The following is a 19,439-nucleotide window of genomic DNA, read 5'->3' as shown; positions in this document are numbered from 1 at the left end:
ATTTGAGTTAGGACAGAGAGCAAAAAAGAACGAAAAGGAATTCAGGATTCGTACAATCTGAATTCCTTTTATGACCAATGTTATCTTTTCGCTCTTGTTTTGACTTTGAAATTTCTGTATTCCACGTATTCGATATCATCCACCGATAGTTGGAATACACCTTTTGTGGAGTGGACAATGAATATATCGCCTAACTGGGCAACGACAGCACCAGAAAGTACTTCTCCATTTGCTTTATGGATCGTCTCCAAAACACTGTAATGGCTATGGATTTCTTCTTCATTGTCTAACCCTGTTTTTTCCGCTTCGGATGCGATTCGATTCAGGGCTTCAATTCGTTTTTCACTATGTTCTTTTTCGATTGTCTGAGTTGTTACGTCTGTGTTATCCGCGTTTTGTGAATCAATTTGTTTTTGGATGGTCTCTCCGGGAATGGAAACCAAAGTTTCTACTTCAGCTTTCTCTTGTGGAGACACAATAGCATTTACCTTCGATAGACCATTCTCAAAGTCAACAAATCCGGACAATTCGTCACCTGTCAATGCACCAGTAGCTACCTTTGCATTGATCAAATAGACTAATTCATTCAGATTGGGATTTACTTCTAACTTTTCCCCTGGTTCCAAGACAACCTCGTTTTCTTCCAATGTTTTCACCAAACGAGTGTAATTTTCCTTGGAAAGACCTTCGTTTAGTTCGATTAATTTCGGCGAAGTTTTAAAAGCGACAGAGACAGCACCTTCGTATACTTTCACTTTTGGCACAGATCCTTTTTCTAATTCAAAGGAAAACACCGTACCACGAACCCCTGCCACCATCGTAGGAGAAGTGACAGAAAGATTTTGCCCCGATTTTAATTTTACTGATTTAACGAGAAGATTTCCAGTCCATAAATGAATGTCCGTATTTTGTCGACTCGCACCTGCAATGTCACGAAACAATACATCAGAGTTGTCTTTAATGCGAATGACCTCTCCTCTATAAGTTTGTAAATCTACTCTACCTAGTTTAGTAATGATGCGGTCACCTGGACGAATGACATCCCCAATTTTTGCTTTGGATTCCTTACCTTGGGTCGTGATGAAAATGTTTCCTTGGAGAAAAGTGACAACAGCCCCTGCTTGGTCATCCTTTGTTTGGTTAGAACCAAATTGGAAACGATCGCATTGTAATGATAGAAGAAAGATGGTAAGTACTGCAATGAAGGTTTTCATATATTTTTCCGAATTTATCCCTGTAAAAGAAAAAACAACTCAGAGTGACTGGATTTTCAAATTTGTAAAAACAAAACTTAGTTTTTAAGAAATTAAATAGGATTTTGCCCAGTTCCAAAGATGAGAATTTTTTTCCCATCTTTTAAATGGATTTCTAGATCAGATGCAGAAAAACCGCTGGAACTGACTCCCGTCTTTTGTCTACCTGCACCTTGGTAATTGTATCCGATTCTTTCGATCTCGGTAAGAATCAATCGATCTTCTGAACTTTCTGTGAATTGTTTACGGATGATTTTACATTCCCTTGGATCACAACTCAAACGGGCTCCAATCCCACTGAAATAAAATAAAACGATGGGAAAAGTTAGAAGTAAAAATCCAACGATGCTTTGTTTCCATAAAAATGATTTTGAATTTCGATTCTCAGCTAACATTCGTTTCTCTTTTAAAAAAAATTACTTAAGAAAAAAATAGAGCAATGAGAAATTTAAATTATTTTTTCAATTCGGAAATTTTTTTACCAAAATCAGAAACCTGACTAAAAGGTTTTGTTTTGCCAATGATTTGCGATTGGTAAATGCTCGTATGACCAGAGGAAATGTAAGCAAGACCTGTAGTTAAGATAAAAAAGATCCCACATTCCCATCCAAAAAGTTCCATTCCCATAATGGCACAGGCTAAGGGAGTGTTAGTCGCACCAGCAAAAACAGATATAAATCCAATCCCAACAAATAAGACTAAATGAGAAGGATCAAAATATCCAAACAGATTTCCAAGACTCGCTCCAATAAAAAATAAAGGTGTTACCTCACCTCCCTTAAATCCAGAGCCTATAGTAATGACTGTGACCAGAAATTTAAGAAAAACAGTTTCCGATGGCAATAAGTTTGTAAAAGATAACTGTAGTGTAGGAAGGCCAAGTCCTAAATAACTGGGACTAAGTCCCGATATAAAAAACAAAACAAGGATGGCTCCACCGATAACAGGTTTCAAGGGCGCAAACAGAATCCATTTTTGAAAAAGTTCAGAAAGTTTGTGTAAACTCATACTAAACAATTTTGCAACCCATCCAGAGAGAATCCCCAAAGCCACCAAACAGAAAAATACGGTTCCTGAAAAAACAAAAGGAATTTTGGGATAATGTGAATGATTCACACCCCAAAACAAACAAACCCAATGCGCCATGTATGCAGTTAGAAAAGCTGGAAAAATCGATCGCACACGATAACTTCCGATACGAATGACTTCAATCGCAAAAATGGTCGCTGCCAGTGGGGTTCCGAATACAGAGGCAAAACCTGCGCTGACTCCTACTATAATCAATGTTTGCTGTTCTTTTATCGTCATTGGAAGGAAACGAACCAATTGGTGGGCAATCGATCCTCCCATTTGGACGGCGGTTCCCTCCCTGCCTGCGGATCCACCGAATAAATGGGTCACAAGAGTTCCCAAAAAAACAAAGGGAGCCATTCGGATTGGGATGATGGAGGTGGGGGAATGGATTTCTTCCAATAATAAATTATTCCCCTTACTTACATTTTTTCCGTAATAAAAATAAAACCAACCAATGATAAAACCAGCAAAAGGTAGGAAATATACAAACCAGAGATTGGATTCTCGTAACTGACTTACTTTTTCCAGGGATACGAGAAAGAAAGCGGATGCAGAACCAACCAATAGGGAGACCAATCCGAGAATGAGCATCCATTTGCAAAAGAATGGAAGGGAATTCGAAAGGGGTAGGATTTCGAAACTGGCTTTCGTTGGTTCGGGATTGGAATTTTCCATCAACTTACCTTTCCATAAACAGAAATCGCTGCTTACCGAAAACTAACTTTTGCCCAATTTCAATACTTAGGTGTTGACCTAAGTATTGAAATCCAGTACAATGCCAATATGGTCAAAAGAACCTACAATCTGGATGTTGTTTTACAGGCCCTCTCCGATCCAACAAGAAGACAGGTGGTGGAACGTCTAGGCATCGGACCTTCGAGTGTCAGCGATTTGGCGTCTCCGTTTTCCATGGCGATGCCGTCCTTCATGCAACATTTGGATATTTTGGAGTCAGCCCAGCTGATCTATACGGAAAAAGTAGGAAGGGTTAGAATTTGTTATCTCAATCCAAATCCATTTTCAGTGATGGAATCTTGGCTACAGGTTCAAAAGTCTTTATGGGAAACAAGGTTGAATCAATTGGACTCATTTTTATTAAAAACAAAGGGAAAAACATGAATCAAGAATCAAAAGAATCGTTCAATCCTGAATTGGATTTGGTGTTGGAAAGAATTGTGGAAGTGCCAGTGGAGTTAGTTTGGAACGCTTGGACAATTCCAGAGCAAGTCAAACAGTGGTTCACACCCGTGCCGTGGAAAACAATCGATTGTAGGATTGATCTAAAACCAGGTGGAGAGTTTTATACAGTAATGGAATCTCCAGATGGGAATAAATTTCCAAATAACGGCTGTTTTCTGGAAGTAGAACATTTAAAAAAATTAGTTTTTACAGACAGTTTGCTTCCTGGATATAGACCATCTGGGAATAGTTTTATGACTGCTTTTGTCACTATGGAATCAATAGGTACAGCGACAAAATACAAAGCAGTAGCAAAACATAAAGATCCAGAAACAAAAAAACAACACGAAGATATGGGATTTTTAGAAGGCTGGGGAACGGCCCTTGACCAACTTGTTGCCTTTACCAAAACCTTATCCAAATAACAACGAATCAATGGTTTGCCGTTTACTTAAGTTAATACGGCAGACCTCTCCAAAGTCTCAATTTCATTTTTTTTATCTTTCATTAGTTTTTCTGCAGCAGAGAGGTATGTTTCAAAAGTATCGTAGTCTTTTGCTTTTATGGATCCGCAAAACTGGAAATAAACAGTTTTAGACTTATTTAAGTTAGAGTATTCAGATAAACTCGAATATCCCATCATTCCGCTCACAACAAATACATCTAAATCCACATTAAATTTATAGGCGATCTTCATAACACCCGTTTGAAATGGTTTGATTTCTTCTGTAAAAGTTCTTTCGCCTTCTGGGTATAAAAATATGGATCTTGTTTTTAAAACTCGAAGTACATCGGTTTTGAAATTTCGAAAATTTGGTTTTTTTTCTGAATAAATAACAGCTTCCACAATTGTTTTGTGCATCATGAGTGGAATGATTTTATATCTTTGAATGATATCACCCCCTAAGTAAGAAAGTTTTACGTCCTTTGATTTTGATAAATAAGGGAGAGCTACAATCAGAGGAACTTCCATCGCATTGGTATGGTTACAAATCAAAAACCGATTGTTTCCATTTGGATTCCAATCTCCCTGTTCAAACTGTAACTTTCTACCTGTTAAAAGGAAAAAAGAACGATACCAAAAATATCCTAAATAGTTATTGATTCGATTGGAAGGACGGTCGAGGCCTATGATTTTAAAGATATACGAAAATGACAGCCCAATGGGGAAAAGAATTACAATGAATGGAATTGCATAACATAATACAACAAAGAATTGGAGTTGGCCCATGTGAGAATAGGAGCCGAAGCCCAAGTATGGTAAACAATAATTCTAAAGTCTCTGCCTTAAATTTAGAGAATCTTCAGAAAACTTACAATGGGTCAAACAGCAAATTCCAAAAGGAATATGGAAGAAGGTTGTCTAACGATGCTAATTTTACCTTCAATTTGATCGACAAGCATTCCAATGAGTTGTAAACCAAAACCAGGGGAATTTTCAAAGGATACTGATTCAGGAATTCCCAATCCATTATCAGAATATTCTAAATAAAGTTTTTTATCCTCACGAAAGATCCTAAGTTCGATCACTGCATGATTGATTTCATTAAACGCATGTTTCATTGAATTGGTAATGAGTTCATTCAGAATGATTCCCAATGAAGAAAGTAATTTGGCATTTAATTCGATCGGTTCCTCTAAAATATTCATTTTTACTTCTACACTTTTAGGAAAAATCGAAACGATTTCGTTAAAAATAGCAGGAAAATAATCCTGCAAAGAAACAGTATTGTCCGTTTCTGAATGATAAAGTTTATCATACAAAACAATCATACTTTTAACTCGCCCAGCAGCTTCATAAAGAATTGTTTGCAAAGAACTTTCTGACTGTGCCCTTGCCTGTAGAGTTAACAAGGTAAAGATAGAACTCATGTTATTTTTGACGCGGTGGTGGATTTCTTTAAGAATATTTTCTTTTTCGAGTAAAAGTTTTTGGATTTTTGATTCCGAAAGATTCCGAACACTCACATCTCGTAAAATTACAGTAAATAACTTTTCTTCTTTGACAGAAATCTGAGAAATTGAAGCCTCGATAGGAAACTCTTCCCCATTGGATCGAAGTCCTCGAATCTCTCCCAATGCACCCATAGCACGACGACTAACACCTGTTTTTGAAAAAGAATCAATATTGTTATCATGTTGGCTACGAAAATTCATTGGGATCAATTGGTCTAAAGGTTGGCCAATAATCTCCAATGATTGGTAACCAAACATCTTTTCCGCAGCGCCATTAAAGAGTATGATTTTTTTAGATTGATCAATGCTGATGATAGCATCCATTGCTGATTCAATGATCTCAGTCAGTTTGGCTTCCGATTCTTTGACACGTCGCAGTGCATTCAATCGATCAGAGATATCTCTACCAACAGCAATGTATCCAATAGGCAAATCACTTTCATCGTCGAGAAGAACCTGGTTTACCTCAATGTTTCGAATACTTCCATCCTTAGCATATTGGACTACCTCACCAATGAAACTTCCATCCAAGTTCACTCTTTGCATCACTTGTTCACTAGAAAGATTGATGTAGTCTGTTTTTAAAACTTCCATCACAGACTTTCCAATGACTTCTTCTGATTTCCAAAGATAAATTTTTTCTGCAGCTTTGTTCCAATAATTGATTTTATGACTAAAATCAGTACCAATCACTGCATCCAAAACGTTATTCAACATATTTGCTTGTTTGGCAATATGACTTTGAACATTATATTCTGCTGTGATGTCACGAAAAACAAGAACAACACCTCTTGTTTCTCCATTTAAATCTTTAATGGGAGAACCCGAATCAGAAATTTGGTATTCCGATCCATCCCGAGAAAGTAAAACTGTGTGATTTGCAAGGCCAACAATGGAATTAGTTCGAAGAACAATATCTACAGGATTTTCTACCAAGGCACGGGTTTTCACATTCACTATATTGAACACATCTTTGATATCAAGTCCGACACCTTCATCATGAGTCCAACCTGTCAACTTTTCCGCAATCGGATTCATTCGAATGACTTTTCCATCGCTATCAGTTGCTATGACACCATCACCTATCGAATGCAATACGGTCTCTAAATGTTCTTTTTTACTTTTAGTGAGTTCGTTTGCTTCAAATAATTTAAAAGCCATTTTGATCGAAGCATCTAAGACAGTAAATCCTGAGTTTTTTACCACATAACCATAAGAGGTGATACTTTCTGTTTTTTTGACAATTTCACGTTCAGTATGAGAAGATAAAAAAACTACGGGAATTTCTTTATGATTTAAAATTTCTGTGGCGGTTTGAGTTCCATCCAAACCTTTTCCTAGATCAATATCCATGAGGATCAAATCGAAAGGTTTATCTGCTTGGATGATTAATTGAATCGCATTTTCCCCATTATTAACATGAGTTACGCTGTATCCACCATCTTCCAATTGTTTTTTTTCAAACATGGCAAGGATGGCCTCATCCTCAACAAGCAAAATGGATTTATCAGCGACTGAAGTCATCAAACCATCCTTTGCGAAAACCTAAAGAAGGAAGGTTCAGGAATTCACAAACATCAAATTCTGACAGAAGCAAAATTTAATTCAATCAAATATTTAGAAATTTTCTAAATAGGAGAATGTTTTGGTTATTTTATCTGCACACGAATCTCTGTTAGTTCCTGGATTTTAGTACAAAAACCAGAATTAAAATCCCAGAAAATAAAAAATAAAGAATCCCTAGGCCAACAACCCAATTTCCAAATTTCCTGTATAAGGTAAAAACAGGGACAATCGGCACGGAAGCGACCAGCACTCCATCATTTTCTTCGTAGTAATCGAGGGTTCCTTTTGTTCGACCATATGCATCATAAATACCGGACAGACCACCACGAGTGGAACGAACAATAGCGGTTCCGTTTTCAATCCCGCGAAGGGCTGCCATTTCCGTATGGAATGGATTGATTCCTTTCCAGTCGGAGGCGGCAATGAAACTAATGGCTGTTCCTAATTCCGCATGTTTCTGAGTTAGTTTGAGACTATCAAAATCATAACAGATTGCTGCTGACATTTTAATGCCGTCGACATCGATCACTTTAATTTCAGATGGAATTATGGAAACAGGTTCCCCGGGAGGAATGAATTGTTTGAAATAAATTTGACGAGTGGATCCATCCTTACCGATCCAACGAAACTGATTGTCCAAAAAAAATTCTTTTTCCTTTATTGGAACAACATAGGCAGCGATGATTTCGATTTGTTTGGTTTTTGCTAAATGGGATACCTTTGTCAAAAAAGATTCCTCTTCATTGCGATTTACAATCACTGCTCCTTCGTTCCAAACAACTACCTTTGCACCCTCATCTGCTGCTTGTTTGGTTCTAGATAAAACAAGTTCTGTATTCATTTGATTTTGAATGGGATTATTCCAAATATTTTGGATTTCCATTTTGGATGTCACTGTCCCGACTTTAATACTTTTTCCCTCAATCGGAACGGTGAGCCGAATGGCACCGTAAAAATAGACTCCGACGATTAACAAAAAACAGGTGAAAAGAAAGTAGGCCGAATTTTTTGATAACTCGGAATTAGAGATAAAATCGGACAAGGACTCTTCAATACTTCCACCTACCAAATAAATGATAAAACTAATTCCAGTAGCTCCAAATAATGATGCCGATTGTAATACAATCAAATTGTTTAATTGGCTATTGGCAAACATCCCCCAAACGCCGAGACCAGAACTATAACCACCGATCCATTCAACGATGGTAAATAAAAAAGCGAAACAGAGAATGGATGATATTTGACCAGAAAATTGGATTCGGAGCCAATTCCATATCCAAAGTAAAATTGTAAAAACAATCCCTCCTTGAATTCCCGAAATGATCGCAATCCAAAGATGAAATGGTTCCGATACAATACGCATCGTAGAAAGAATTTGGATGAATATTAATGAAAACAGAAGGATCCATACGGAATGACCAAGTCGGACGTATCTTAAAAATGGAACCATGGCTATCCAAGCAAAGATAGGAATATTCCAATTCATACCGGTGAATCCGATGAAAACACCTCCGATAGATAACAAAAACCATTTTTGATTTAAATAATTCATTAATATAATCTTATATACTTATATATAAATTCTTTAGGAGAATTTACTCTTTGGTAATTCCACCAGCGCCTCTCCACAAATAAGAGAGAGAATCTAACCAAAGTTTTTCCAAGTTTTGATTTAGTTGGAACGCTAAGATAGGAACACCAAAAAAACAAGATCCCAAAACCATACCAAAGGATTTCCAATCAGTAGATTCGGAAAGTTCCCCATTTTTAGCAGCAATGGATAATGCATTTTGAATGATCCCCTCCACACCATCGGCATTCAATTCTTCGATACCTGCAGTGTTTGGAAAAAGTAACACACGTTCCGCGCCAGTTAATTTAGATTGTTTTAATGTTCTTTTATTTTTTGCTTGGAACGAAATAATCTCGAGTAAGATTCGGGGATTTTTTTTGGATTCTTTTGCCGTATATCGAAATAATGCAGAGAGTAACCCCCACCCAGATTCGGACAACTTCATCTCTTTAGCAAATGCTGAGACTTGCAAACCCCAAATCTGAATGTAATGGAGGAGTAAATCACCCTTCTCTGAAAAATAATTGTAAAACGTTGGTTCTGACACTTCAGCGATTTCACAGAGGTTTTTGATTTTTATGGAATCGAAATCCTTGGATTCAAACTCCGACAGGAAGGCTAAAACCAAATTCGTTCGAGTTTTCGCGAATTTCCTCTCCTTTAAAGGGAAACGAAGGAGGGAATCGGATGGGTATTTACGTTTTGCAGACAAGGAAATAATATAGCTTACTTATTTTTTATAGTCAACTATATTATTCAAAAAAAGAGATGAAAGTATGAACTTAACTTAAGAAATTTTTGGGTTTGGCGATTGGGGCTTGATGGGATGAGTTCGTTGTGGTAAAGGGAAACCATTGGGCGGCGGGTCTAGTTCCCCTCCCTATATCAGGGCGGGGTGATCCTATCCGCGCGCAAAACCTAAATCCAACTCCCTACTTCTTCGCGTGCGGATGAGCATTCCGATACACTTCCTTCAACCGGTCTCTTGAAACACTCAAATACACTTGTGTAGAAGACAAAGAAGCATGACCAAGTAACTCTTGTACGGCGCGAATGTCAGCACCAGCATTCAAAAGATCAGTTGCGAAGGTATGGCGAAATTTATGAGGAGTGATGGCTTTTTCCATTCCCATCACCGACCTCCGTTCCGAAAGAATATAACGAATTCCACGTGTCGTTAGTTTTCCGCCTCGTTGGTTTAGAAAAATTTCTTCCGGTCCAGTAGTCCCTCTTTCGTCTAAGTATTCACGGAGTGCATTTTGTGCTTCCTCACCAATAAATACAAAACGTTCTTTGCGACGTTTCCCCATCACTTTGAGGGAAGTTAATTCATGATTGAGATCACTTAACTTGGCATTGACTAACTCAAATACACGAAGGCCTGTACTATACAAAACTTCGACGATGGCTTTATCCCTCTTTCCAAGCACTTCTGCTTTTTCACCATCTTCATAATCAAGGATGTCTTCTGTTTCGATGGGTGTGAAGTTTTTTGGTAACTTCTTTTTTGTTTTGGGAAAACTCACTTGTAAGATGGGATTGGCACCAATCTTTTCTTCGCGGAATAAAAATTTATAAAAAGTGCGAAGCGAAGAAAGTTTGCGACTCTGAGTTCGTTTATCTTGTTTTTTCGTGGATTTTAAATCAGCAAAGTAAGCCCTTACATCCAAAACATCGACTGTCAGAATGTCGATTTCCTCTTTCAAACAAAACTCAAAGAAAAATTTCAAATCTCGTAAATAGGCAAATAATGTATGTTCCGAATAGTTTTTTTCAATTTTGAGATAGGTTCGATAACTGCGAAAAAGTTCAACCATGGCTTGGGGAAAATGGTCGGGGATTTGGACTTCAAGAGCTGGCAGGGTCATACAGAGAAACTATCGGCAAAGTTTTCTTTCTCCTACGGGAAAAAAACACTATACAAGTACTTACATTTTGTTTAGTGTTGAAAACGATAAAAAAAGACATAATCCAGAAAAAATTCCCTCATCTCTCTAATTTGTCCCAGGTCTCATACATACTGGAGCTAGTCCGGAAGAGAAAAAGAGTGGAATTCGGAAGGGATGGGTTCATCCTTGAGAGAGTCGGTTCAGAAGATTTTTTTAGAACCAACGAACCCAGTCCCCTACCTAGTCTTTCGGAACACCGATTTTAGGAGAACGTTTGATTCATGAAAAAAGAGAAAGCTGACAAGGCTCAAGAAAAAGAAACCGACCAAAGAAAGCAGGCCATTGACGCTGCCCTAGGCCAAATCGAAAAACAATTCGGTAAGGGTTCCATTATGCGCCTTGGTGCAGATACACGTATGGCTGAAATGAACGTGGTATCCACAGGTTCTTTGGATCTAGACATCGCCTTGGGGATTGGCGGATTTCCTTCTGGTAGAATTCTTGAAATCTACGGACCAGAATCTTCTGGTAAAACCACACTCACTCTTTCTGCGATCGCAGAAACGCAAAAAAAAGGAGGCATTGCTGCCTTTATCGATGCGGAACACGCTCTCGATCCTGCTTATGCTAAAAAATTGGGAGTCAATGTAGACGACCTACTCGTGGCCCAACCTGACAATGGAGAAGAAGCACTAGAAATTTGTGAATCTCTCGTTCGCTCCAATGCAATCGATCTCATTGTCATCGACTCTGTGGCTGCTCTTGTTCCGAAAGCCGAGATTGAAGGTGATATGGGAGATTCTCATATGGGTTTGCAAGCGCGACTCATGTCCCAGGCCCTTCGTAAACTCACAGGAACCATTTCCAAATCCAATACCACAGTTATCTTTATCAACCAAATCCGTATGAAGATTGGAGTGATGTTTGGAAGTCCAGAAACCACTACAGGTGGTAATGCATTAAAATTCTATGCATCCATCCGATTGGACATTCGTCGTATCGAAACTCTGAAAGAAAAAGAAGAACCTGTAGGTAACCGCGTTCGAGTGAAAGTGGTGAAAAACAAATGCGCTCCTCCTTTCCGACAAGCAGAGTTTGACATCATGTATGCAACCGGAATCAACAAAGAAAGTTCCCTCATTGATCTTGCCGTTCGCCATGACCTCGTGGGAAAAGCGGGATCTTGGTATTCCTATAACGGAGAGAAGATCGGGCAAGGAAAAGAACAAGTCAGAAATTTCTTTCTCGAAAACCCAGACATCGCATTTAAAATTGAGAACCAAGTTCGGGATCTCAATGGACTTCCTTTGGTAGACCAAGCAAAGATCCAAACCAGAGAAGTAAAATCCATTGAAAGGGATCCAAAAGAAACTAAAGAAACAAAATCAAAACAACCTGTTAGTTTCTCAACCGAAGCAGACGGAGACGTGGCAGTCGGAGAATAAACAAAGACGGCTTTCTTTTTAGGAACCATTGACCGGTTCGGGGTTTCCCGGGCCGGTTTTTTTTTACTCAGACAAATAGAGGTGATCAGTCGTTCCACTGAAAGTTCGTTCCCAACATTTGGTTCACGGCACCAACAAGCCTCTCCGGTTCCCAGGGCTTCGATAAAATGATACTGTTTTTATCCGATTTATAAACAGAAAGAATATTTTCTTTTGTGGCAAACCCAGTCACCACAATCACCGGTAAATCAGGATAAAGTTTCTTTACCGCTTCCACTAACTTATCACCCGTTAGGTACGGCATCTTAACATCAGAAATGAGAAGATCAGGTCTACTTTTTTGCAGGTATTCATATGCAATTTCTGGATCCTGGATGTCTACAATAGACAATTTAACATTGTCTAATTTACGAGCAACAAAGCTTAACTCTCGTTTCATGGAAGATGAAATGGATTTGATATCATCAACCATAACTATTTTATAAACTTTCCCGTCTTTTGACACGTCAGTTACCTGCGACTCTACTTCTTGTATCAATTGGTCTATACTACTCGGAACCATACTAGTCCTCCAGATTTGTTGGTAACAATATCGAAAACGTTGTTCCTTCACAACGTACACTTTCTAAATCTATTTTTCCTTTATGTTTTCGAATGATATCCATACTGATGGACAAACCAAGTCCAGTCCCTTCACCAGTTTCTTTAGTTGAGAAAAATGGATCAAAGATTCTTGACTGAATGTCTTCAGGAATTCCAATCCCGTTATCTTTAATCTTAATCTCAGCAAATTGTTGGTTGTTTTCAGAACAAATACATCTAGTTTTAATTTCAATTTTTCCCGGTTTTTCGCCCTGAGTATCAGGAAATAAACCATGACTTTTCTTTTCTTCAATTGCGTGGCCAGCATTCACAAGTAAGTTAATGATCACCTGACCAATCTCTTGTGGATGACATGGTATTTCAGGAAGATCTTTATCAAAGGAAAATTCAACCACACTATCATATTTTATATTATGATGGCTTATATTAATGGCCGAAGTAATCACCTCATTCAAATTACACAAAACCAAACTTTCTTCTTTATTTACATGAGCAAAACTTTTGATATTACGAACAATATCAACAACACGACTAGCACCGTCAATTGACTCGTCTAAAATATCAGATGTATCCAAAAGAACGTTAGATAGATCATAACGTTCCCAATCAGTTAGAATTTTTGAAATCTCTGGATCCATATGATTTTTCTTAAGCACTGAATGGACATTTGCCATTACTACAGCAAGCTGTTTGTGATAGCGCTTCATCGTTTCCAAATTACTAGAAATGAAAGCCATTGGATTATTGATCTCATGAGCCACTCCCGCAGCTAATTGGCCGATCGTTGCTAACTTTTCACTTTGTAACAATTGTATTTCTGTATCTTTTGCCTTGGAAAGATCATTTAAATAAACTAAAATAGAAACTTCTCCATTATATATGATCTCTATTGCCCAAAAACTAATCCATTTTTTTTGACCATTCGAAAGGATTATATTTTTTTCTACGACATTTTGATCAGGAGCAAATCCGTTATTTGATAAAGATTGAATGAAGTCAAAAGGATCTTCCCCACTTAAAAAACCGAAAACTTCAGACACTTTTTTATTTCTCATTTGATTTTTGTTTTGTAAGAGGAGGATTTCTGAACTTCGATTATAAAATTGAATATTACTATCAACCAAAATCAATATTCCATTCGGAGAACACTCAACGATTGATTGTAGATTCCACTCGCTTGCTAGAAGTAAATCCTCCGTTCTTTTTCGAATGAGAATTTGAACCAATTCAGTACCAAGCAATTCCACTTCCTTAAAATCAATGCTTTCATACTCAGTTCTTTTATTAAAGAGAGTTAGTTCAAGAGATTCATTATCTTTCAAATTAAACTTAAGAGGTAATTCTCGAATGGTGTGAGGCAATGTAGTTGCGGAATCTATGGGAACAAATACAGAATTAGATTGGTCTCTCTTTGTATATAGGCCAGATTCTCGAATAGCAACTCCATCACGACAAATACGAACAAAACCCCAATAACTTTCTGTTAGCTGCAAAGAATACTTTAGAGCCAAAAGTAAAATACTATCTTCTCTTTCCATAAGAGAACTTTTTTGGCCGATACCTATCACAGCTTCCGTTCGAATCTCTGTTTTTTTACGTTCTGTTATATCAATATGCGTTCCAATCACTCTCACTGGTAGATCATTTTCATCTCTTTCTACAACCTTACCACGACTCCAAACCCAGATAGTTTTTCCTGATCTTGTAAACATTCGAATCTCTAAATCATGAGAATCAAGGGAACCGTTGAGATAGTTTTCAAATAATGATCGAATTTGTTCACGATCTTCCCAGTGGACTAAAGTCTCCCAATGAGAAAAATTTTGCGGGAAACGTTCCGGTTCAAACCCTAACATCCTAGCATATTCAGGGCTAAAATAGGCCTTCCCTAAACGAAGAGAAAAATCCCAAACCCCACTCTGCCCACTTTCTAAAGCTAATTTGAGTCGTACTTCTTCTTCGCGATTTTCTGGAACGCGGATTGTATCTAAATTTACAATATAAACAACAATCCGATCTTCAGAGATGGATTGAGAAAGAAGCTGAAAGGAACCTTCCAAACGAGAAAGGATTACCGGAAAAGAAGACTTTTCTGACCTACGAACTAAGGAGTTTCGGATCTCATCTTGGATTTCTTCTTTCCAAAATAGTCCAACGAAATCGTTACCTAAAAGATGAAAAAAAGATGTCTGAAAAAGTTCCGTTGCAGAAGCATTGCATCTGAGGATCTTTAGATTACTGTTTAAAATAAAAGAAGGTAATGGATTCCCGTCCCAGGCAGCTTCCAACTCCTTCTTTGCATTTAGTACTTTATCGATAGCCTCGCTGATTTCCATACAAACCTACCGACAAGATATGACGAAGAAACTAATTATTTGCTTACTTTTTTTAACCCTCCAATGCCAATTTCAAGAAAAGAAAACAGAAGTCGCTATCATAGAAACTCCTATTTATGATGAATGGGCAGGTCTTAGTGAAACAGACCCTCTTCATAAAAACGAAATGGACCTCAGTTGGAAAAAACTAATCCAAACGAGTGACACGATCAAAAGTTATCTCAAAGGTAAAAATTACCAACCGAAGGTCAAAACTGTTGTCTATCCTTTTAGTGGAATCGATGTACTAAATTTATTTTCTTTTTATCCAACTTGCGAACGTTATATTCTTTTTGGATTAGAAGATCCAGGTTATCCCAACCAATACAACTCTCTCTCGGAAAAGGAAAAACAAATCGTAAAACAAGGGATACGAAACCTCTCCGATCATTTGGCAGGAAGGAACTATTTTACTTATCGTAAAATGAAAGAAGAAACCAAAAAAAAGGAACTAAACGGTGCTTATCCCGTATTTGTAGCTTTCCTGCGTAGAATGGGAAAAGAAGTTTTAGACTCAAAAGAGGAAGTAATAGCCGGAAAGGGTATCACATACAAAGGGTTTACCCTTTCTCTATATGATACCAAACTAAAAAAACAGGAATCACTTACGTATTTTAAAATATTCTTAATTGGCAATGAAGGTATTCCTGGTGATGGTTTATATGAATATTTTTCAGAATTAACAAACGTAGGAATATTTACAAAATCTGCAGAATATTTATTTCATGGTGAAAAAAGAAAGTTAGTCAGAGATCTTTTGTTAAAAAATGCCGAATTTGTCGTGCAGGATGAATCGGGTTTTCCACTTCGTTTTTTTCCAGAAGACAATTGGAATCGAAATATCTTTGGAAGGTATGAAAGATCTTGGAATCTTTCTGGAGCAGTCATTCCAGAAATCCAACCAGAACTGAAAAGTTTAAGTGAATCTACAAACGATTCCATTCTACCTTTCCCGTTTGGTTATGGATATTTGGGAACCAAGGACAACCGTCAATCGGCAGTCCTTGTTTTTTCTAAAAAATAAATCAAAAAATAAGTTTATCTCCCGGGATCTTTCAGTCCACAGTGGTGGGATCCCAACAAGTTCGGAAGTTTTCATTCCAACTAGAAATTTCTTTCATATCTGCTTCGGATAAATTAAAATCAAATACATCTGCATTCTCACGAATACGATCTGGATTTTTGGATTTGGGAATTACTACGTGGCCCGCTTGCAAAGACCAACGAATCAAAATTTGTGCATTTGATTTTTTATAGCGCTTGGCAATCTGCGTAATTCGAGGATCTTCTAATTTTTGTCCATGTGCCAGAGGACTATAAGCTTCTAACAATATTCCTTTTTCTGTACAATACTCTTTTAGCTCTTTGTCCTGTAAAAATGGATGGTATTCCACTTGATTCATCGCAGGAATTGTTCCTGTTTCTTTTAAAAGTTCCTCTAAATGCGAAACCATAAAATTACTGACGCCAATTGCTTTTGATTTACCTTCTGCTTTTATTTTTTCCAAAGCCTTCCAAGATTCATTACGTTTTCCAGAAACTGGAAAGTGGATCAAATACATGTCCACATAGTCAGTTCCTAATTTTTTTAAGGATACGTCTATCGCCCGTAAGGCGGAATCGTATCCTTGGTCGGCATTCCAAAGTTTAGTCACGAGAAATATTTCACTACGAGGGATTCCACTTTCTTGAATCGCAGCACCAACATCTGCTTCATTTCCGTAGATAGCGGCAGTATCGATGTGGCGGTATCCGAGTGACAAGGCTGATTTTACAGCTTCAAAACATTCTTTCGGACGTGATTTCCATACACCAAGTCCTAACTGTGGAACCGAGATGGATTGATTTGATTTTAATGTGGATGTAAGATTCAAGTTTGACATAAAGTAATCCTTAGACTAAAAAAACCAGCCATAGGAAAACTATAGCTGGTTCCATTCAGTAATTTTCCAAATTTAGGGTTTGGATCCGGCAAATTCAGGGATCGAAACAAATTGTAATTGTTCCCCATTCCAATCGGCTCTGTATTTACCTTCCGCCAAAACACCAGAAAGAATTTCTTTTGCCAAAGGTCGGTTCACAACACGATTAAAAACACTCGCGAGCGGCCTTGCTCCAAATTTTGGATCAAATCCTTGTTCTCTCAAAATATGTTCTGTACTTTCAGAAAGTTCGATCACAATTCCTTTGACCTTTAACCTTTCGTTCAACTGGCGAAGTTGTTTTTCAATTAGTTTTTCCATGATGGAAGAATCCAATGAATGATAAGTCAAAATCGCATCAAGTCGCCCGAGAACTTCCGGTTTAAAATCTCCTTCAATATTTTTGGAATTGGTAGTCAGAATCACTATCGTATTCTTAAAGTTAATGGTTCTTCCTTTGTTATCGGTAAGCCTACCATCATCCAAAATTTGCAAAAGGATATCAGAGAAATCCGGATGTGCTTTTTCCACTTCATCAAAAAGAACCACAGAATAAGGTTTTCTTCGAATAGCTTCTGTTAGAATTCCACCTTCATCATACCCGACATACCCCGCTGGCGCACCAATCAGTTTGGCAACAGAATGTTTTTCAGAATACTCGCTGAGATCTAGCCGAACCAAATTTGTTTCTTGATCAAATAAAAATTTGGCAATGGCTTTGGCAGTTTCTGTTTTTCCAACACCAGTAGGCCCTTTGAGCAAAAATGATCCGAGTGGCCTTGTTTCCGAGGAAATACCTGCGTAAGAAGTGAGAAGTGTATCAGCAATTTCCCGAATGGAATCCTTTTGACCATAAACAACAGAATTTAAATCATCTTCCAAATGAAGTAAATTGTCTTGTTTTGTTTTCAAAATTTTTTCAGAAGGAATTCCTGTTTGTCTAGAAATAACAGCCGCTATATGATTTCTCTCTAAAATCCAACTGTTCTGAAATTTGTTCAATTCTTTTTCCAATTCAGGAAGGACAGCATACTTCAGCCGAGAAGCCTCTGTATAATCAGCTCTTTGTTGGGCTGCATCCAAATCAAATTTAACTCTATCAATTTTATTTTTGATAGATGCGATTTGTTTTAAGGAATTTACTTCCTTTTCCCAAACAACTTTCCCCGCTTCGAATTTTTTTTCCAAAACCTCAATTTCCTTTAAGATTTCTTCATTTTTTTTCTCTACCTGAGCAAAGATTTTTTTGGATCGAATTTCACTTTCTAGTTCTACAAGTTCTGTTGGCATAGCCTCCGCAGAAAGTTTTAAAGCTGAGGCAGCTTCATCAACCAAGTCAATGGCTTTGTCTGGTAAAAACTTATCTGTAATGTATTGGTCAGACAAAAGCACTGAAGCATAAATTGCCTCATCAGAAATTTTAATTCCATGATGGATTTCATGTTTGTCACGAATCCCCATAAGAATTTCGATCGCATCTTCTTTGCTAGGTTCGTTGACTGGGACTGCACGAAATCTTCTTTCCAGTGCTTGGTCACCAAGAATGTATTTTTGAAATTCATCCTGTGTTGTGGCTCCAATACAATGTAATTCTCCTCGTGCTAAAGCCGGTTTCAATAAATTGGCTGCATCCATTGCTCCGTCGGTTTTCCCTGCCCCTACCAATTGATGGATCTCATCGATAAAAAGTACGGCCTCACCTGATTGTCCTTTGATATAACGAAGCATAGCTGTTAATTTTTCTTCAAACTCACCTCGGTATTTTGTTCCGGCCATCAATAAACCCATATCCAATGAATAAATGGTTTTCCCTTTTAATACATCGGGAACTCGGCCCTTAACAATTTGTTCTGCAAGTCCTTCGACGATTGCCGTTTTACCAACACCTGCACTACCAACTAACACTGGGTTATTTTTTGACCGGCGACCCAAAATTTCCATAACAGAACGAATCTCTTTACTCCTTCCAATCACAGGATCAAGTTTTCCTTCCCGAGCTAGATCGTTTAAGTTTACAAGAAAGTTCGGCACTTCCTCGTCCGTCTCTTTCACTTGTAGATCTTCATAATTAATTTTGAGTTCGGGAAGGACTTGTGGTAAAAATTTAAGGAAGTCCGCCTCCTTTAGCTCTTCCCTTCCATTTTCCGCTGCCCTAGACGAAGCCATCGTGAACCACTGGGCTAATTTCGGCGAAGTCCGGAGGGACTCAAAAGGGATCTCACCTGACGCCCTTGCCTGTTTCTTCAAAAATTCATCCACTGTAGATTTATATTTAATTAATGTTTTGCCCGAAACAGAGGTCGGTAGGGTCATAAACCCCCAAACCAAATGGTAAGGAGTGATTTCTGTATTTTGTCTCCTCATTGCTTCTGTCTGCGCGATGTCCAGGGCTCCTTGGACGTTGGAATCATATTGTTTCATAACATTTCCCCTATATTAGCACTCTATCGATTAGACTGCTAATTTTGCGTTCTTCCTACAAGTTTTTTTAGGAAATTCACTTTCTTTTCCCCGTTCTCGTCTTATTATAGTGCGGATGTTTCGAAACTGGCTTACTTTTTTCCATTCCTTACCTGTTTTTCACCGAGGTCTCACAGAGAATCC

General features: G+C 37.9%; 16 protein-coding genes. 4 read left to right on the top strand and 12 right to left on the bottom strand.

Annotated features, from left to right (window positions below; all coding sequences use genetic code 11):
* Window positions 1-80 precede the first annotated feature (80 nt).
* The 3 genes from EHQ24_RS00675 to EHQ24_RS00665 all read right to left on the bottom strand — a co-directional run bounded on the left by EHQ24_RS00675 (window position 81) and on the right by EHQ24_RS00665 (window position 3,002).
* Complete coding sequence (locus EHQ24_RS00675) at window positions 81-1,214, bottom strand: FecR family protein (RefSeq protein ID WP_135599798.1); 1,134 nt, start codon at window positions 1,212-1,214, stop codon at window positions 81-83.
* Between the two features lie 92 nt (window positions 1,215-1,306).
* Window positions 1,307-1,648: a hypothetical protein gene (locus EHQ24_RS00670; RefSeq protein WP_135599797.1), complete on the bottom strand. Its 342-nt coding sequence runs from the start codon at window positions 1,646-1,648 to the stop codon at window positions 1,307-1,309.
* A 58-nt stretch (window positions 1,649-1,706) separates the two neighbouring features.
* Complete coding sequence (locus EHQ24_RS00665; RefSeq protein ID WP_135599796.1) at window positions 1,707-3,002, bottom strand: chloride channel protein; 1,296 nt, start codon at window positions 3,000-3,002, stop codon at window positions 1,707-1,709.
* A 108-nt stretch (window positions 3,003-3,110) separates the two neighbouring features.
* Between EHQ24_RS00665 and EHQ24_RS00660 the strand changes: the two genes are divergently transcribed.
* Both EHQ24_RS00660 and EHQ24_RS00655 read left to right on the top strand, forming a co-directional pair.
* The gene (locus tag EHQ24_RS00660; protein WP_135599795.1) at window positions 3,111-3,446 is read left to right on the top strand and encodes an ArsR/SmtB family transcription factor; all 336 of its coding nucleotides are present in this window, start codon (window positions 3,111-3,113) and stop codon (window positions 3,444-3,446) included.
* Window positions 3,443-3,931, top strand: a complete 489-nt coding sequence (locus EHQ24_RS00655; RefSeq protein WP_135599794.1) for an SRPBCC family protein — start codon at window positions 3,443-3,445, stop codon at window positions 3,929-3,931. Before EHQ24_RS00660 ends, EHQ24_RS00655 begins: the two co-directional genes overlap by 4 nt.
* Before the next feature lie 26 nt (window positions 3,932-3,957).
* On the opposite strand, the gene EHQ24_RS00650 is transcribed toward EHQ24_RS00655, so the two are convergent.
* The 5 genes from EHQ24_RS00650 to xerA form a co-directional block, all read right to left on the bottom strand.
* Entirely contained in the window at window positions 3,958-4,737 is a 780-nt protein-coding gene (locus EHQ24_RS00650; RefSeq protein WP_135599793.1) for a 1-acyl-sn-glycerol-3-phosphate acyltransferase, read from the bottom strand.
* Window positions 4,738-4,829: 92 nt separating this feature from the next.
* Window positions 4,830-6,986, bottom strand: a complete 2,157-nt coding sequence (locus tag EHQ24_RS00645) for a PAS domain S-box protein (RefSeq protein ID WP_135599958.1) — start codon at window positions 6,984-6,986, stop codon at window positions 4,830-4,832.
* Window positions 6,987-7,137: 151 nt separating this feature from the next.
* Window positions 7,138-8,580, bottom strand: coding sequence for a nitrilase-related carbon-nitrogen hydrolase (locus tag EHQ24_RS00640; protein ID WP_135599792.1), 1,443 nt, complete (start codon window positions 8,578-8,580; stop codon window positions 7,138-7,140).
* 43 nt (window positions 8,581-8,623) lie between these two features.
* Window positions 8,624-9,229 (bottom strand): TetR/AcrR family transcriptional regulator, encoded by a 606-nt coding sequence (locus EHQ24_RS00635; protein ID WP_279633537.1) that lies wholly within the window; start codon window positions 9,227-9,229, stop codon window positions 8,624-8,626.
* A gap of 304 nt (window positions 9,230-9,533) precedes the next feature.
* On the bottom strand, window positions 9,534-10,469 hold the full coding sequence (gene xerA / locus EHQ24_RS00630; RefSeq protein ID WP_135599790.1) for a site-specific tyrosine recombinase/integron integrase: 936 nt from the start codon (window positions 10,467-10,469) through the stop codon (window positions 9,534-9,536).
* Window positions 10,470-10,771: 302 nt separating this feature from the next.
* Here xerA and recA point away from each other — a divergent pair, with 302 nt between their 5' ends.
* Window positions 10,772-11,935, top strand: coding sequence for a recombinase RecA (gene recA / locus EHQ24_RS00625; RefSeq protein WP_135599789.1), 1,164 nt, complete (start codon window positions 10,772-10,774; stop codon window positions 11,933-11,935).
* An 85-nt stretch (window positions 11,936-12,020) separates the two neighbouring features.
* On the opposite strand, the gene EHQ24_RS00620 is transcribed toward recA, so the two are convergent.
* Together EHQ24_RS00620 and EHQ24_RS00615 are read right to left on the bottom strand one after the other, a co-directional pair.
* The gene (locus EHQ24_RS00620; protein ID WP_135599788.1) at window positions 12,021-12,497 is read right to left on the bottom strand and encodes a response regulator; all 477 of its coding nucleotides are present in this window, start codon (window positions 12,495-12,497) and stop codon (window positions 12,021-12,023) included.
* Window position 12,498: 1 nt separating this feature from the next.
* Entirely contained in the window at window positions 12,499-14,874 is a 2,376-nt protein-coding gene (locus tag EHQ24_RS00615) for an ATP-binding protein (RefSeq protein WP_135599787.1), read from the bottom strand.
* Window positions 14,875-14,893: 19 nt separating this feature from the next.
* Between EHQ24_RS00615 and EHQ24_RS00610 the strand changes: the two genes are divergently transcribed.
* Window positions 14,894-15,937 carry a hypothetical protein gene (locus EHQ24_RS00610; RefSeq protein WP_135599786.1) on the top strand — a complete coding sequence of 348 codons (1,044 nt, stop codon included), beginning with the start codon at window positions 14,894-14,896 and terminating at the stop codon, window positions 15,935-15,937.
* 31 nt (window positions 15,938-15,968) lie between these two features.
* Here EHQ24_RS00610 and EHQ24_RS00605 read toward each other — a convergent pair whose 3' ends face one another.
* Window positions 15,969-16,796, bottom strand: a complete 828-nt coding sequence (locus EHQ24_RS00605; protein ID WP_135599785.1) for an aldo/keto reductase — start codon at window positions 16,794-16,796, stop codon at window positions 15,969-15,971.
* A gap of 72 nt (window positions 16,797-16,868) precedes the next feature.
* The gene (locus tag EHQ24_RS00600) at window positions 16,869-19,256 is read right to left on the bottom strand and encodes an ATP-dependent Clp protease ATP-binding subunit (protein WP_135599784.1); all 2,388 of its coding nucleotides are present in this window, start codon (window positions 19,254-19,256) and stop codon (window positions 16,869-16,871) included.
* Window positions 19,257-19,439 lie beyond the last annotated feature (183 nt).

Origin of the sequence: Leptospira noumeaensis (genome assembly GCF_004770765.1) — a bacterium.
GTDB classification, from domain to species: Bacteria; Spirochaetota; Leptospiria; order Leptospirales; family Leptospiraceae; genus Leptospira_A; species Leptospira_A noumeaensis.
The sequence above is the reverse complement of the archived record's forward strand: the minus strand, read 5'-3'. Positions and strand labels throughout refer to the sequence as shown.